10 protein-coding genes and 2 tRNA genes are annotated in these 16274 nt (G+C 59.2%); 10 read left to right on the plus strand and 2 right to left on the minus strand.

Annotation, left to right across the window (positions count from 1 at the left end):
• Positions 1-15: 15 nt before the first annotated feature.
• Positions 16-1035, plus strand: coding sequence for a prolipoprotein diacylglyceryl transferase (locus G1C95_RS10920; protein ID WP_169172982.1), 1020 nt, complete (start codon positions 16-18; stop codon positions 1033-1035).
• Positions 1036-1119: 84 nt separating this feature from the next.
• Here the strand turns inward: G1C95_RS10920 and G1C95_RS10925 are convergent, their stop codons facing one another.
• Positions 1120-2397, minus strand: coding sequence for a DUF805 domain-containing protein (locus G1C95_RS10925; RefSeq protein WP_169172983.1), 1278 nt, complete (start codon positions 2395-2397; stop codon positions 1120-1122).
• A 158-nt stretch (positions 2398-2555) separates the two neighbouring features.
• Here G1C95_RS10925 and gltX point away from each other — a divergent pair, with 158 nt between their 5' ends.
• The 3 genes from gltX (at position 2556) to G1C95_RS10940 (ending at position 4544) form a co-directional block, all read left to right on the plus strand.
• Positions 2556-4106, plus strand: a complete 1551-nt coding sequence (gene gltX / locus G1C95_RS10930; protein WP_169172984.1) for a glutamate--tRNA ligase — start codon at positions 2556-2558, stop codon at positions 4104-4106.
• Positions 4107-4356: 250 nt separating this feature from the next.
• A tRNA-Glu gene (locus G1C95_RS10935) sits at positions 4357-4429 on the plus strand.
• Between the two features lie 40 nt (positions 4430-4469).
• A tRNA-Gln gene (locus G1C95_RS10940) sits at positions 4470-4544 on the plus strand.
• 228 nt (positions 4545-4772) lie between these two features.
• Here G1C95_RS10940 and G1C95_RS10945 read toward each other — a convergent pair.
• A complete protein-coding gene (locus G1C95_RS10945) occupies positions 4773-6134 on the minus strand; it encodes an Abi family protein (protein ID WP_169172985.1) in 1362 nt (453 codons plus the stop codon).
• Positions 6135-6464: 330 nt separating this feature from the next.
• On the opposite strand from G1C95_RS10945, the gene G1C95_RS10950 reads away from it, so the two are divergent.
• The 6 genes from G1C95_RS10950 (at position 6465) to G1C95_RS10975 (ending at position 16122) form a co-directional block, all read left to right on the plus strand.
• Positions 6465-7697 (plus strand): phosphatase PAP2 family protein, encoded by a 1233-nt coding sequence (locus tag G1C95_RS10950; RefSeq protein WP_169172986.1) that lies wholly within the window; start codon positions 6465-6467, stop codon positions 7695-7697.
• Between the two features lie 99 nt (positions 7698-7796).
• Positions 7797-10832 carry a type I DNA topoisomerase gene (gene topA / locus G1C95_RS10955; RefSeq protein WP_169172987.1) on the plus strand — a complete coding sequence of 1012 codons (3036 nt, stop codon included), beginning with the start codon at positions 7797-7799 and terminating at the stop codon, positions 10830-10832.
• Between the two features lie 257 nt (positions 10833-11089).
• Positions 11090-11710: a dTMP kinase gene (gene tmk, locus G1C95_RS10960; RefSeq protein WP_169173020.1), complete on the plus strand. Its 621-nt coding sequence runs from the start codon at positions 11090-11092 to the stop codon at positions 11708-11710.
• Complete coding sequence (locus G1C95_RS10965; RefSeq protein ID WP_169172988.1) at positions 11707-12864, plus strand: DNA polymerase III subunit delta'; 1158 nt, start codon at positions 11707-11709, stop codon at positions 12862-12864. Before tmk ends, G1C95_RS10965 begins: the two co-directional genes overlap by 4 nt.
• A gap of 102 nt (positions 12865-12966) precedes the next feature.
• Complete coding sequence (locus G1C95_RS10970; protein ID WP_169172989.1) at positions 12967-13521, plus strand: YbhB/YbcL family Raf kinase inhibitor-like protein; 555 nt, start codon at positions 12967-12969, stop codon at positions 13519-13521.
• Between the two features lie 981 nt (positions 13522-14502).
• Positions 14503-16122, plus strand: coding sequence for a C69 family dipeptidase (locus tag G1C95_RS10975; RefSeq protein WP_169172990.1), 1620 nt, complete (start codon positions 14503-14505; stop codon positions 16120-16122).
• Positions 16123-16274: the final 152 nt, after the last annotated feature.

Genomic DNA, 16274 nt, shown 5'->3' on the forward strand with positions numbered 1-16274 from the left:
CGCAAAGGAGCATGAATGACTGTTGAGCTGAACCATGAATCCATCGCGCGCGTAGCCGGGCTGCCAGCCGTGGTCGAAGCCGCCAAGGCCGCGCAGGAGTTGATCGCCCTGTGGCCGCTCACCGAGGCCATGCAGATGGACAACGACGCGAAATACGCGGAGAACCTGCAAGTGCGCATCACCCGCGCCTTTGCCCGCATCCTCACCGGTCAGGACGTAACCGTGCCCGACGCCGAATACGTGTACGAAGGTGCCGACGAAATCCCCGGACGCCCGCAAACCATCGTTGATGCGCTGCTTGCCGCCAACGACGCCTATGATGCGATGGCCGACTACTCCGACACCGGCGATACTCAGCTGGTATTCGACGCTGCCGAAGCGCTGGGCGTGGATTGGGGTGACGCCACGGTTGCGGCCGTGCGTGAGACTATCGACGCTGCTGAAGCGCAGGTTGTTGAGGGTGGTGAGGCCCCTGAGGATGATGCGGCTGGGGAAGCTGGTGAGGCCGGTGACGCAGATGATACTGCCAGTGTCGACGCTGCCGATGCAACTGAAGCTGAGGGCGACAAGGCTGACGAGACCGCCGCAATCGCTCAACGCTTTGCCTCCGCACTTGCCGTATGCGATGCGCTGCTCGGCGAAGTCGCCAATGTTGCCGATGCTGCCGACGACGAGTCGGTGCGCGCGGCTGCTGCCCGTGCACTGCCGGTGCTGCTGTATGTCAATGAGCTGCGCGAACAGTGCTCGATTCCGCGCATCTGCCTATCCGACGAGCAGGTGCTGGATTTGATTCGTGAGCGTGCGGCCGCTGCCGCTCGCAGTGATGCCGCCGACGCCACCTTGGATGTGACCGCCGTGACCATTGCGCCGCTTGCCGCCGTCGAATGGCGCAAGCATCGCGAAGACGTGCTGTGGAACCCCGACGAGGCCAAGAAGAAGGCCAAAGAAGAGGACGAAAAGCGCAACAAGGAGGCGCTCGCCGCCAAGTTCGCGCACGTTAAAGACGATCCCTCCAAGCCGCACGTGGAGTTGTAATTATCGTTGCTGACGAAAAATGTTTATGCCTACTCATCAATGGCATTGATGGGTAGGCATAAACAAATAACTATTAACTATGAATTACCAAGGACGCTGACCGTTGTTGTTTGCAGCGTCTGTACTCTGATTATTCGCCGAGCCAGTCGTTGGTGTTTCAGGACTGTCTGCAGGCTGTGCCGATTGAGCCTGTTGCGTTGGATATGGTTGCGAAGGTGCGTAGGGAGCGTAAGGTGCGGCCGGAGCGCCGTAGCCGGTGCCATAGCCAGTACCGTAGCCCGCGCCCGGAGCGACATAATTCTCATCAAAGCGTGCGCCTTCCGGCTTGCTGGGCATCGCCATGAACACGATATAGGTAATGGCAGTGGCGAGCAGCAGCAATCCGCCGATAACAACCGCGATAATGCCGCCTGCCGCAGTCGAGGCGGAACTGCTGTAGTGATAACCGTAACCGGCGGCGCTGTAGGCTCCGATGGCTCCGAGCAGGGCGGCACCGCCACCAATGGCTATGATGATGCCGGCGGCAAACGCTACGCCATAGAAGATAGCGACCCACCAGCCAGGCTTATTGATATCGTGCAGGCGACGCACAGCCAACGAAATCGTCGGAATCAGCGTGGCCAGCGACCATAGCGTAGACAGGAATCCCAAGGAATTATCGCCATTATCGGTGATGATATTCAGCACTGTGCCGATGATGAACGCGCACAGAATCCACCACCAATATTCGCTGCGGGAAGCGCGGCCCTTGAATACGACGTACTTCTTCCAGAAACGCAGGAACGCTTCGGGCATCGAGCAGCCATAGTGGGGCTTATCCAGCGGAACTTCGCCGCCGGTGGGGGAGTTCGGTGCGTACTGCGGCGGCACAAACTGTGGTGTAGGCTGCTGCGGCTGCTGGCCGTACTGCGACTGGCCATATTGTGTTTGATCGTACTGTGGCTGGCCATACTGGGGTTGACCATACTGAGGCGTTTGACCGTACTGCGGTTGGGTGTACGGATTAGCCGACCTAGCGGCGAAAGGATTGCCGTTGCTATTGTCATTTCCAGCGTTACCTGGCGTCGTCGCGTTGTATGCGGGCGCCTGATAAGCGTCGCCATAGCCGGCAGCACCATAGCCGGAAGTGCTCTGATTGTATGCTCCGTATGCTGCGGCAGGCTCAGACTGATCAGCAGGGGCGCCATACTGTTGGCCATAATCGGGAGCGTTCCGACTGTAAGCCGGGGCCGCGCTCGCCGGCGTCGCCCCATACTGGGGTACGGCGGGAATTGGCGGCACCACAGGCTGCTGCGGCGTGGGCGCACCGTCGGGCGAAGGCGTTGCGGAAGTGTTGTCAGGAGTGTTGTTGGGATCAGTCATTGTTCCCCTTTCACAAGATGGTTACATCACAGCCTATTCTTCCATAGTTGCGCCCTACAACCTAACATAATCGCCTAAAAATGTCTGATTAACGACCTCACGAAATCGCTGGAACCATATTGGCGCAGGGTCTCGGGCGCGCGGCACAATAGTGGACTATGACTGATGCTGCTACTGCAAAATACTATGAACCCAAGGATGGCAAGCCTGCGCTGCCGAAGAACGTGCGCGTACGCTTCTGCCCGTCGCCCACCGGCACGCCGCACGTCGGCATGATTCGCACTGCCCTGTTCAACTGGGCTGAGGCGCGCGCCACCGGCGGCAAGCTGATCTTCCGTATCGAAGACACCGACGCCGTGCGCGATAGCGAGGAAAGCTACAACCAGATTCTCGAATCCCTGCGCTGGCTGGGAATCGACTGGGATGAGGGCATCGACGTGGGCGGCCCCCACGGCCCCTACCGCCAGTCCGAGCGCACCGCCATCTACAAGGATGTGGCCGCCAAGCTGCTTGAAGCCGGCTACGCCTACGAATCCTTCTCCACGCCGGAGGAAATCAAGGAGCGCAACCTCGCTGCCGGCCGCCCCGAAGCGTTCGGTTACGACGGCTACGATCGCAACCTGACCGAAGAGCAGAAGGCCGCCTTCCGCGCCGAGGGCCGCAAGCCTGCGCTGCGCCTCAAGATGCCCGATGAAGATATCGCTTTCGAGGATCTGATTCGCGGCACCATCGAATTCAAGGCTGGTTCCGTGCCGGATTACGTGATCGTGCGCCCGAACGGCGATCCGCTGTACACGCTCACCAACCCGGTGGACGATGCGATGATGGAAATCAACGTGGTGCTGCGCGGCGAGGATCTGCTCAGCTCCACCCCGCGCCAGATCGTGCTCTATCGTTACCTGATGGAACTGGGCATCGCCAAGGAGATGCCGCTGTTCGGCCACATGCCGTACGTGATGGGCCAGGGCAACAAGAAGCTCTCCAAGCGCGACCCTGAATCCAACCTGTTCAACCATCGTGACAACGGTTTCATCCGCGAAGGCCTGCTCAACTATCTGGCGCTGCTCGGCTGGTCCATCGCGCCGGACAACGACGTGTTCTCCATGGACGAGATGATCGCCGCCTTCGACGTGCGCGACGTGAAGGCCAACCCGGCCCGCTTCGATCTGGACAAGGCCATCTCGATCAACGCCGAGCACATTCGCATGCTTGAGCCGGCTGACTTCCTGGCTCGCTCGGTGCCGTACCTCTTCCGCGATGGCGTGGTCTCCGCCGATTCCTGGGACGCGCTTACCGACCGCGAACGTGAGATTCTCAATGCCTCCGCCGAACTCGTGCAGCCGCGCGTGCGTCTGCTGGGCGAAGTCTCCGGCATGGTCGGCTCGCTGCTGTCCACCGAGGGCTACATCGAGCCGGAAGCCGATGCACGCAAGACGCTTAAGGATTCCGCAGCCGATGTGCTTGACAAGGCCATTGCCACGCTCGAAGGCGTGGATGAGGCTGCTGGCGCATGGAAGGCCGAACCGCTGCACGAGCTGCTGAATGTGGCCCTGATCGAAGAGGGCGGCTACAAGCCGCGTCTGGCCTTCGGCCCGGTGCGTGTGGCCGTCTCCGGCCGCCGCGTGTCCCCGCCGCTGTTCGAGTCCATGGAAATCCTGGGCAAGGAAATCACCATCGCCCGCCTCAAAGGCCTGCGCGAACACCTGTGATGCTGCGTTTGCGTAGCTGATGCATAAAGCCGACCTCATATGGGGTCGGCTTTTTGTTATAAGGATGGCTCCGTCGGCACGAAAGCCCACTGGGCTTTCTCTTCGGCCTCCTCGCGTCGCGCGCATATATCTTTCCCAAAAGGAAAGATTGGCGCGCGACACGCCGCTAATTTGCGCTTGTTGGTGGAGTCGCGTAGATTAATCACTCGTTGCACAGCGCACTGCTGAGCAGCCAGTGAAAACTGAATATGCCCCCATCGTCTAGCGGTCTAGGACTACGCCCTCTCACGGCGCCAACACCGGTTCAAATCCGGTTGGGGGTACGACGAAACAACTCTTCGGGGTTGCTACGCCAAGCCAAATTGGGGTGTGGTGTAATTGGCAACACAGCTGATTCTGGTTCAGCCATTCTTGGTTCGAGTCCAGGCACCCCAGCCAATGACCCTCGCAGATGCGAGGGTTTTTTTGTTTTTCCGCAGAGTGGGCTGGAGTTGTAGTCCAATTCGGGTTCGCCTGCGGGTCTGCACAGTTGTCCTATCAATAAAACTCTGTTGCCGGTTCATTAAATATGCGTCGCAAATAATCCGGGACCGTTCTGATTTTGTCATCTGCCATGCGTGTTCTCATTCCATACGTCAGCCGAGCATTCGTGGTGGGGCTAAGTGTTTATATTGCTTGAGAATCCACCGACTGACGAAGGTACTGTACATGAGATGAATCAGAAAAGAGACGTGTTGTATTGCCGACAAGAGAGATCCATTGTTGATTGAACACGGGATCTTCGTCGATGAGCGGCCCATCAAATAGGCGAATATCATAGAGTTCTTGTGACGAGTCTTCATCAGAGATGATTTTTACCACTGTCGAGATTCCCAGTGCAGCATTCTCTTTCTGTGCAATGCTTGTGAGCTTACGGATGGTGTCGATATGGATTTTGATATTCGCGTGAGGTATGTGTGCTATGCGAGCTAGAACGAAATAAAGTGTGCGCCGCCCTTGCTGGTTAACAGTAAGGATGGCAGGCGCTCCTGGCCCGAAGAACCCTTTTCGCCAGAGAATCTGGGCGTTGTGAGATTCCAGTTCTCTCATGGCGAGAGAAACCGCCGTATCTCGGAATATACGTCTGGAGGTTATTGGCGTGATACGAGGTTTTTGACTAGTTGTGGGCCTGTCAGAGTGAAATATGATCTTGGGGTCGGCTTCATGGCGTAGCCATCGTCCTTTGTCCGGCATTGCCCACTGGACGCTCTCTGGCCCGATAGCATTGAGTACAAACAGAATGTCATAGGCTAGCCCTGGGAAGTCGACGCGCAGAAGATTTTCATTGTGCACTGCGCGGTTTCGTATATTTTTAATTCGTTTAAGTCTGGAGGATAGCTCTTCCCGATAGCCATCTCTTGGATTTGAATTATTGCCCGGTAGCTGTGCATGTGGCATTCGCTGTTGTTCTTGTTTCCAAGCTGCTTCCACTAGAGGAAAAGCGTTCATTATGGAGTCAAACAGTGAAGGGGAGTCGTTTGCTGAGATGCGGTCTAGTACGCCGCACCATGTGCCTAAAGTCAATTCGGCAAACACGTCGTCACGATTGGCGACATCATTGTGCCGTGGATGACGCACATTACTGTTTCTGCGCCAATTTTTCTCGTTGCGTCTAGCACGTGAACGAGCTTCAGCTAAATAATCTTTACAATCTGGGTTGTTCCCGTTAATGAGATTTCGGATTTGTTCGATAGGCGTATTAGAACCTACGTCAATCCAGTCTGATGGTTCTCTTCCTTGCTGTTCTCTAAGCCAATGTATCAACTGCTGGTCTATGGCGTTGCGTACCACAACTTCGACATCTGAAAGTATGGGCAGAAGTTTTCCTGCAGCGTGTTTATTCCATCGGTATAGGTCAACGGCTTTGCTGTTGATGATGGATGTTTCGGCATTTGGCAGCGTCATTTTGGCATAATCAAGGTAAGCTTGGAACCTCGGTTTGCTCAATAATTGTTCCACGCTGGTTAGGTTGACTTCTTCTTCGTTCATGCTTATAGTGTAAATGCATTCAGGGCCATCCTCCGCGAGAGGATGGCCGTTTTGTTTTATGAGATATGGGGTTAGCGGCTACAAGAGCTATAGGAACTAAATCTGCACGATTCCCCTATCAGTTTGCACGGTTCGCCTGCGGGATTCTTACGTAAGTATGTAACAAAACGACAGGCGAAAGCGACAAAACGACAGGCGAAAGCGACAAAACGACAGGCGAAAGTAACAAAACGACAGGCGAACCAGGAAAATACCCGTGTTGTGCGGGTTTGGCTCTGAGTTGGGCGGCGAGGTGGCCGCTGTTCCGGGCACAGCCGTACAGTCGGAACCATGAGTGATGTGCACAATCCCATTATCCGCGACTCGCGCAAGCCGGCCAATATGGTCGATGCGCTCGGCAGCGCTCCGACTAGTCCTTCGGTTGGTATGCCGCGCGCCGGTGCCGTGAATGCTGGAGCTGGCCACGCCGACGGCAGTCGCGCTGGTGCCGCATATGCCGGTGAATCTTACGCTGACACTCCGCGCATTGACGCGTTGCGCAACCTGCGCGCGGACAATCAGCAGGATCCGTTGGCGGCCCTCGGCCCCGACCGCAATACACCGACGGGCCTTTCCGCATCCAGCATTGACCGCAGCATCACACGCGTCGATCCGTTAATCGCACGCCCGCGCATCTCCAGCAGCATACTGTGCGTGCTGTTCGGCCTGCTGCTCATCGCCGCCGCGTTCGGCGTATGGTATGGCTGCGTATTCACCGAAAGCGGTCAATCCTACGACGAACTGATCTGGAAGCAACTGCCGGATCGCGCGCCCGCATGGAGCATGGGATTGATGGGTGCCGTCGCACATTCTTGGCTGGTTATCGCTGTCAGCTGCGTGCTTGCCATCATCGGCATTGTCATAGCCGCTCTGCGTCGCCGCTGGTGGCTGCTCGGCCAAATGGCGGTTTTCGCCGTGCTGTGTCTGACAGCAACGCGCCTGAAAGGCCTACTGCCTCGCCCATTCATCATCAACACCGAATCACCTGCGGCGAACTCGGCACCCTCCGGCCATACGATTCTGGCCGCAGCAGCAGTTGTAGTGCTGGTACTCGGCGTGCCCAGGGCAGCCAGGGCACTGGCTTCCGTCGTCGCTGTGGCCTGGTCGCTGACCGTCGGCGTGTCGGTGATGGTGGGCCAGTGGCATCGCACCGGCGACGTAGCAATGTCGCTGCTGCTGGTCGCCGGCATCGCCCTGCTCACCCTGACTTTCACCCGCGCTTCCGGCATGGACGAGCCAGGCCGCCGTGTCTCATCAGTCAGCATACAAATTGTGGGCACTGTGCTGATCACCGGCGGACTGCTGTTGCTGGCCTACAGTGCGTACGTCATCTGGCAGGTGGCACCGGGGCTGACCATCAGCGCCAGCTGGTCGGTCGAAGGCGCGATTATCAGCTCCATCGTTGGCCTGAGCGGGCTGGCAGCCCTCACGCAAGGTCTGATTCTGACGTTTCGTCAACTCACGGCGTCGCCTCTGAGCAGGCTCGGTCTTATCGGCGCGCCGCCGGCCCCGCCGCGCAGATAAACGCCAGATAACGCGCATACGATTTGCCGTTTGGCTATATTCCGTGAGTATTATGACGCCAGACGTTCCATTCGTCGCCACTATATATAAGGAGAGGCTATGGCTACCAAGCTGGTGATTGTGGAGTCCCCAACCAAGGCCCACAAAATCGGTGACTACCTAGGTAAGGGGTACACCGTCATGGCATCGGTGGGCCATATCCGAGACCTTGCACAGCCCAGTCAGGTGCCCGCGGCCGACAAAGCCAAGTTCGGCAAGTTCGGCGTGGACGTCAACGACGGTTTCAAGCCCTACTACATCGTGGACGGCGACAAGAAGCGCACGGTTTCCGAACTCAAATCCGCGCTCAAGGGTGCCGACGAACTTTACCTCGCCACTGATGAGGATCGCGAGGGTGAGGCTATTGCATGGCATTTGGTGCAAACGCTGAAGCCCAAGGTGCCGGTGAAGCGCATGGTGTTCCACGAGATCACTAAAGACGCAATCAACGCCTCGTTGACCAAAACGCGCGACGTGGATGGTGCGATGGTTGACGCGCAGGAGACGCGCCGTATTCTCGACCGTCTGTATGGCTACGAGCTGTCGCCGGTGCTGTGGCGCAAGGTTGGGCCGGGCCTGTCCGCCGGCCGTGTGCAGTCCGTGGCCACCCGCCTGATTGTGGAGCGTGAGCGCGAGCGTATGGCCTTCCGCCGCGCGCCCTATTGGGATGTTATCGCCACGCTGGCCGCACCCGATGCGTCGGGGGAAACCAGCGAATTCTCCGCGCGCATGGTGTCGCTGGGAGGCAAAAGACTCGCCGGATCCAAGGATTTTGGTGCCGATGGCAAGCTGACGCCGGACGGGTTCAAAGATAATGTTCGCCAGCTGGACGAAGCTGGTGCCACGGCGGTGGCCGAAGCGCTTAAGACCGCCGATTTTACGGTGATGTCGATGGAAACCAAGCCGTACCGTCGCCGTCCGCAGCCGCCGTTCACCACCTCCACGCTGCAGCAGACCGCAGGCAACCGTTTGGGCATGGGTGCCCGTGCAGTGATGCGCGCCGCGCAAAGCCTGTACGAAAACGGCTATATCACGTATATGCGAACCGATTCGGTTACGCTTTCGCAGGAGGCTATTCAGGCGGCGCGCAACGCTGTCAGCTATCACTTCGGCGATCAGTTCCTGTCGGCTGAGCCCAAGCAGTACGCCACCAAAACGGCTGGCGCACAGGAGGCGCACGAATGTATCCGCCCCGCAGGCGCACGATTCCATGATCCCGACGAACTGGCCAGCAAACTGCCGGTTGATCAGTTGCGCCTGTACACGCTGATCTGGCAGCGCACGCTCGCCTGCCAGATGGCCGATGCCACCGGTTCGACCGCCACCGTGCGCCTGTCCGCTCCGGCCGGAGCCGCTGACGGCGAGGCTGTATTCCAAGCCTCCGGCACGGTGATCGAATTCCCTGGTTTTATGAAGGCGACCGGCGAAGGACGCAAGCCCGCCGCCGCAAAGTCGGGTACTGCCGCGGCCGATGCTGCTGCGACGGCAAAAGCCGGTGCCGAAGCGAAAGCTGGCGCTGATACTGCTGATAGCAACGCTTCACTGCCGCCAATGAACGTCGGTCAGCAGATCGAAGCCCGCGATATCAAGCCTGATGGGCACGAAACCCAGCCGCCCGCACGCTACACCGAAGCCACGCTGGTCAAAACGCTGGAAGCCAAGGAAATCGGCCGTCCGTCCACCTACGCATCGATTATTTCCACGATTATGGATCGCGGGTATGTTTACGAGCGTGGCCGTGCGCTGATTCCCAGCTGGCTGGCGTTCTCCGTGACCAAACTGCTCGAACAGAACTTCCCCAAGCTGGTGGACTACCAGTTCACCGCCGAAATGGAAAACGGCCTGGATCGTATCGCCCACGGTGAGGAAACCGGCCGCGACTGGCTGACGCGCTTCTATTTCGGCTCCGGCGAGGGCGCGGCACGCAACGCCGACGAAGCGCACGAAGGTCTGCAACAGCAGGTCGCCCAGCTGGGTGAAATCGACGCGCGCGCCATCAACACCATCGATATTGGCGACGGTTTGCACGTGCGTGTGGGCCGCTACGGCCCGTATCTGGAAGACATGGAGCATATGGACGCCGAGGGCAATCCGAAGCGTGCTTCCCTGCCCGACACGCTCGCCCCTGACGAGCTCACCGTCGAAGCAGGCCGTGACCTGATCGACAACCATTCGGGCGGGCCGCGAGAGCTGGGCACCGACCCGGCCACCGGTGGTGTGGTCGAAGTGCGCAACGGTCGCTTCGGTCCGTATGTGGCGCTGGTTCTGCCCACGCCCGAAGGGGCAAAGGAAGCACCGCGCCCGAAGATGGCGAGCCTGTTCAAAACGATGAGTCCCGAATCACTGTCGCTGGACGACGCGCTGCGACTGCTGAGCCTGCCGCGCGAAGTCGGCCAGTATGAGGAAACCAATGCCGAAACTGGCGAGGTTTCGCAGTGCACGGTGGCCGCCAATAATGGTCGCTATGGCCCGTATCTGACTAAAACTGGTGCCGACGGCAAGTCCGAAACCCGCTCGCTGGCCAGTGAAGACGAGATTTTCACCGTCTCCCTGGATCAGGCCAAGGAACTGTTCTCCCAGCCCAAGTATGGGCGCGGGCGCGGTAGGGGAGCAGCCAAACCGCCGCTGCGCGAGCTGGGCACCGACCCGAACACCAACAAGAACGTGACGATTAAGGACGGTCGTTTCGGCGCATACATCACCGATGGTGAAACGAACCGTACGCTGCCGCGTCAGTATGATCCCACGACCATCGAGCCTGAGGATGCGTTCCGTTTGCTGGCGGAAAAGCGTGCTGCCGGGCCGTCGACCCGTGGTGCGCGTGGTCGTGGGCGTGCTGGCAGCAAGGCTGCCGGTGCCAAGGGTAAGGGTGCGGCTGCTGCCGCCTCGCCGAAGGTGAGTGCTGCGGAGGCTAAGCGTATCGAGCGTCGTGCTGAGGTGCGTAAGCTGGCGGATCAGGGATGGGCCAATCAGCGCATCGCCGAGAGCATCGGCTCCACGCCTGCCACCGTAAAGTCCGACATCGAATGGCTAACCGCCAACGAGGGGTATGTGCGCCCGGCCGTGGTGGCCAAATCCCCCGCCAAAAAGAAGTAACTGCCATCTCCTTTGAAGGACGGACAGTCCAGTGGACTGTCCGTAGCCAAGCACGCAGCGCGTGCGCCCGCACAAAATGCGGACAGTCCAGTGGACTGTCCGTGGCAGCGAGCAGCGGTAGCGTCGTGAGCGTCGCAGGGTACAGTGATGGATATGCAAGGCATATTCATCTCCTTTGAAGGACAAACAGTCCGGTGGAGTGTTTGTGGCAGCGAGCAGCGGTAGCGTCGTGAGCGTCGCAGGGTACAGTGATGGATATGCAAGGCATATTCATCTCCTTTGAAGGCGTAGATGGCGTGGGCAAAACCACGCAGGTTGAGCGACTGCGCGAATATTGCGAGGCCCGCGGCCGTGAGGTTGTCGTCACCCGCGAGCCCGGCGGCACACCATTGGGTGCCACCATCAGGCAGCTGCTGCTGAACGGCGTGCCGCAAAGCTCGGCCGATATCGCGCCACGCGCCGAAGCGTTGCTGTTCGCCGCTGACCGTGCACAGCATGTCGCGGAGGTGATTCGCCCAGCATTGCAGCGTGGTGCCGTAGTCATCACTGATCGATATTTGGATTCGTCGCTGGCCTATCAGGCCGGTGGCCGCGAATTGACGGCGCAGGAGATCCGTGACTTGAGCATGTGGGCCACGAACAATCTGCTGCCGGAGCGCACGTATTTGCTGGATATGGATCCTGCACTGTCACACGCGCGTTTGGAACATGGCGAGGATCGTATGGAATCCGCCGGCGACGATTTCCAGCGTCGCACACGGCAGGCGTTCCTTGATCTGGCTGCCGACGAGCCGGATCGTTTTCGTGTGATCGATGCCGGCAAACCCATCGAACAGGTATGGGCCGCCATCGAATCGGATGTAAAGGGTTTGCTATGAGCGTGTGGGATTCACTGGTGGGGCAGAAGCCCGTTATCGACATGCTGTCGGCCGTGGCACAGGGGGATGCGAGCCAAATCACCCAATCCTGGCTGATTTGCGGGCCGGCAGGTTCGGGGCGTTCGAATATGGCACGTGCTTTTGCAGCAGCTCTCGAAAGCCCCGATCATGGTATGGGCGATGAACCCACGCGCGTCACCCGTCAAGTGCTGGCCGGCACGCACCCGGATGTTACCGTGCTGGCCACGAACAAAGTGACCATCGGCATCGACGAGGTGCGCGACATCATCGCCACCTCCGAGCAGATGCCGGCCACCGCACCGTGGCGCATCATCATCATCGAAGACGTGGATCGTATGCTGGAACGCACCACCAACGTGCTGCTCAAGGAGATCGAGGAGCCGGCTGAGCATTGCATCTGGCTGCTGTGTGCGCCCAGTGCGCAGGATGTGCTGCCTACCATTCGTTCGCGCACGCGCATCGTGAACCTTGCGGTGCCGTCGAATCAGGCCGTGGCTGAGTTTCTGATGCAGCATGTGCCCGACGTTGAGCCGAAAACCGCGCAGCGTGCAGCCAGACTTGCCGAAGGGCATATCGGTGTGGCGAAACTGTATGCCACCGATGAACGCGTGATGTCTGACCGTGACGAGCTGGTGGTTGGCGTGCTTAATCTCACCAGGGCGTCGGATGCGGTGTTGCTCGCCGGCAGTCTGATTGATAATGCCAAGGCCCAGGCCGAAGCTGATGCCAGTTCCATCGCCGCTGGGCAGGAGGCCGAGTTCCGACGTGTCAACGGACTTACCCCCGACGAGCGTATCCCGCCAAAGCTGCGTGGCGCGTTCAACCAGATCGCCAAAAAGGACGATATGAAGCGCCTGGCCACCCGCCGCACACGCGATGTGCTTGACCGTGCACTCAACTCGATCGCCTCCATCTACCGTGATGTGGCCGTGCTGCAGAACAATGCCGAGGATTCGGTCGGGCTCATCAACCTGGAAAACCGTTCGTCCATCACCGAACTATCCGTGCGCCTGACCCGCGCCGATGCCGTCGCCCGACTCGACGAAGTAGCCCGCGCCCGCAAGCGCCTATCCGGCAACGTCAACCCCCTACTCCTCTTCGAAGCCCTCTTCTGCGCCCTAATCCCCGCCTAAGGATGCTCGGGGTAGGGCTTTGCAAGAAGCTGGGTGGTGGGCCGTGCGCCGCGATTGTGTTTGATGGTGGCGGCTGTCACATTGGTGGAGGATACTGAGGGTATGAAGATTTCCGCCGATTTCACTGTTATTCCCGATGACTTCGCCAAGGCCGCCGCCCCCGAATACCGCAACGGCGGTGTGCCGGTCATCTCCTTCCCCTTCTATATCGACCAAGTCGATCCCGCCGCCCGCTACCTGCACTGGGCGTTCACCGATCCCGACTCAATCCCCGTCTGCGGATTCGAATGGATCCACTGGACCGTGGCCAACCTGCCGATCGACGCTCTGATGTTCGATTTCAACGATTCTCATGCGCTCGCCATCCCGCCGGACTTCTCCCGCCAGATGCCGGCGATGATCCCCGAAGCCGTACAGGGGCGCAACTCCTCGGCCTCCAAGTTCGTGGGGCGCGACAATGATCCGGCCGTGACCATGCGCTACAACGGTCCCCAGCCGCCTGATCAGGATCACGACTACCATCTGGTGGTCTGGGCCACCAAACAGCCGTTGGCCGGTCTCAACCAGGGCTTCTGGATGAACGAAATGTTCCACAAGCTGCGCGCACTGGACGAAACCCCCGACCAAGGCGGCATCTTCCTGACCGGCACCTGCTGATTGGGCGGGTTGCGCTGGTTTGTCGGTCTGGGCTGATTCAGGTTGGTCCACGCTGCTGCGGAGATGCTTGCGGCGGATCGCGGCCGCATAGGGGCAAGTCGGCGTCCATTAGCTGTCGGTGTCCGTTAGCGTTGTCACAGCGTTGTCAGCGTGGTATTGAATCCACATGTGGTGTGAAAGCCACGCTGACGGTGTGCTGAGCGTGGTTTCGAATCCATCTGGTGGCGTGACGGCTTCGCTGAGCGCGTCAGCGTGGTTCTGAATCCACATGTGGACTTATTGCCACGCTGACAGCCCTCTTAGCGTGGTATTCAGTCCACACGTGGTCTCAATACCACGCTGAGACTGTAAGCGTGACTTTAACTCCATGTCGTGGCGCAGATGCCACGCTCACAACACCCTCAACGTGGTTCTAAGTCCACATGTGGATTCAGAGCCACGCTAAGAGAGACCGGATTGCTGCATTTCCGCTACACATGCGATTATTCGAACGCTGGTGCTGGGAAAACGGACAAAAGTCAGAGCTTCGGCTTAGAGCTGAGACAGATACTCATGAAGAGGTATCATGTGGTGTACAAGCTTATGAAGCCATCCCCGCCCGACTTGCGTCCGGGGTCGGGTTGGCGGATTCGGCTTGCAAGGTCACTGCCGGATACCTTCGCTGGATGAAAGTCCTGAACCGTAAGGAAGGTGTAGTCCACAGGTCGGGCGAAACCGTTGGAACACACGGAAGGCCTAGTTACCATCACGCGAGGGCGGGATGGCTGCCTTGCAGAGGCATCAGACCTTTGAAGAGGGACGGAGACAAATGTCTTCGCCCCTCTTCCGTATTCGCGCAAGGAGAAGGCGACGCTTTGCTAAGAGCATGCAACTGGCGCATGTCCATATGTATTCACTGGTCTATGCAATTGACGGCGCGGTGTTCCGTCGCCACGTTAGACTGGAACACGATTCATTGCTTAGGAAAGGACGTGCATCTCCATGGCCTGCACCACGATTCTGGTCGGCAAGGACGCGAGCTACGATGGTTCCACCATCATCGCCCGCAATGAGGACTCCGCAAACGGCGAATTCAACCCCAAGCGCTTCGTCGTCGTCAAACCCGAGGAACAACCGCGCGAATACCGGTCAGTGATCAGCCATCTGACCATCGCTCTGCCCGACAATCCGCTGCAATACACCGCAGTGCCGAACGCAGATTTGAAGGAAGGCATCTGGGGCGAAGCCGGCGTCAACGAGGCGAACGTGGCGATGAGCGCCACCGAAACCCTCACCACCAACGAGCGAGTGCTCGGTGCCGATCCGTTCGTGGAATACGCTCCGGCCAAGGGCAAGGAAGGCGACGCCGACTATGAGCCGGAGGTCGCCGGTGGCATTGGCGAAGAGGACTTCCTGACCATCGTGCTGCCGTACATCAAGACGGCTCGCGAGGGCGTCGAGCGCCTGGGCAGCCTGCTGGAGGAGTTCGGCACTTACGAAATGAACGGTGTCGCCTTCTCCGACGTGAACGAGATTTGGTGGCTGGAAACCGTTGGCGGCCATCACTGGATCGCCAAGCGTGTGCCCGATGAAGCCTACGTGACGATGCCGAACCAGCTGGGCATCGACGAATTCGATCTGGACGACGCCTTGGGTGAGCAGGAGAACCACATGTGCTCCGCCGATCTCGCCGAATTCATCGAAAACAACCACCTGGATCTTGCGGTTGAGGCCACCACCCCGTTCAATCCGCGCGATGCCTTCGGTTCGCACTCCGACTCCGATCACGTCTACAACACGCCGCGCGCCTGGTACATGCAGCGCTTCCTCAACCCCTACGACGAGGTGTGGGATGGCCCCGACGCCGATCATAAGCCGGAGAGCAACGATATTCCGTGGGCCCGCCAGCCTGAGCGCAAGGTGACCATCGAGGATGTGAAGTATGTGCTCAGCTCGCACTATCAGGGCACGCCGTTCGATCCGTACGGCCAGCTTGGCGACGAGCGCACGCGCGGCATGTATCGTGCGATTGGCATCAACCGCCAGTCCCAGCTCGCAGTGCTGCAGATCCGCCCCTACCGCCCGCAGGCATCGCGTGCGATCCAGTGGATGGCCTACGGTTCCAACCCGTTCAACACGCTGGTACCGTTCTATCCGAACGTGAACACCACGCCCGCCTATCTGGAAGACACGACCACGCGCGTGACCACCGAGAACTTCTACTGGGTCAACCGCATTATCGCCGCGCTGTGCGACGGTGCGTTCCGTTCCACCTCCAACGCCGTGGAACGCTACCAGGAGAAGACCGGTGCGATGGGCCATCGCTTGGTCGCCGCCACTGACGAGCAGATCGCCCGCTTGGGCCTGACCGCTGCGGAAGCCGAGCACGAAACCGCCCGTGAAGAGGAATTCGAGGCGGATAACGTGGACGGCGATGTGCAGCCGATGGAGCCGGACGATATCATCGCCGCCGTGCGCAATAACGAGGTGCGCGAGATTCTCGCCGCCGCCAACCAGACCATGGCCGATCAGCTGCGTCAGGAAACTGATAAGCTGCTTGATTCCGTGCTGTACACCCGCAGCATGGAGATGAAGAACGGCTTCCATCTCTCGGACTTCTGAGTTCCTTTGAGATCCCTGAGATCCTTGAGATTCTTGTGGGATCCTTCGACTCCGCTACGCTTCGCTCAGGATGACGGCAGGGGATAATCGTCATCCCGAGCGAAGTCGAGGGATCCCACAGCAGACCACCACAGCCCATCCAAGAAAGGAAT

This window comes from Bifidobacterium oedipodis (genome assembly GCF_012932425.1).
GTDB classification, from domain to species: Bacteria; Actinomycetota; Actinomycetes; order Actinomycetales; family Bifidobacteriaceae; genus Bifidobacterium; species Bifidobacterium oedipodis.

Coding starts and splice junctions, on each gene's coding strand:
- gltX (WP_169172984.1), top strand. CDS start 2,556: ATGACTGATGCTGCTACTGCAAAATACTATGAACCCAAGGATGGCAAG.
- G1C95_RS10945 (WP_169172985.1), bottom strand. CDS start 6,134: ATGAACGAAGAAGAAGTCAACCTAACCAGCGTGGAACAATTATTGAGC.
- G1C95_RS10925 (WP_169172983.1), bottom strand. CDS start 2,397: ATGACTGATCCCAACAACACTCCTGACAACACTTCCGCAACGCCTTCG.
- G1C95_RS10970 (WP_169172989.1), top strand. CDS start 12,967: ATGAAGATTTCCGCCGATTTCACTGTTATTCCCGATGACTTCGCCAAG.
- G1C95_RS10950 (WP_169172986.1), top strand. CDS start 6,465: ATGAGTGATGTGCACAATCCCATTATCCGCGACTCGCGCAAGCCGGCC.
- G1C95_RS10920 (WP_169172982.1), top strand. CDS start 16: ATGACTGTTGAGCTGAACCATGAATCCATCGCGCGCGTAGCCGGGCTG.
- topA (WP_169172987.1), top strand. CDS start 7,797: ATGGCTACCAAGCTGGTGATTGTGGAGTCCCCAACCAAGGCCCACAAA.
- G1C95_RS10975 (WP_169172990.1), top strand. CDS start 14,503: ATGGCCTGCACCACGATTCTGGTCGGCAAGGACGCGAGCTACGATGGT.
- tmk (WP_169173020.1), top strand. CDS start 11,090: ATGCAAGGCATATTCATCTCCTTTGAAGGCGTAGATGGCGTGGGCAAA.
- G1C95_RS10965 (WP_169172988.1), top strand. CDS start 11,707: ATGAGCGTGTGGGATTCACTGGTGGGGCAGAAGCCCGTTATCGACATG.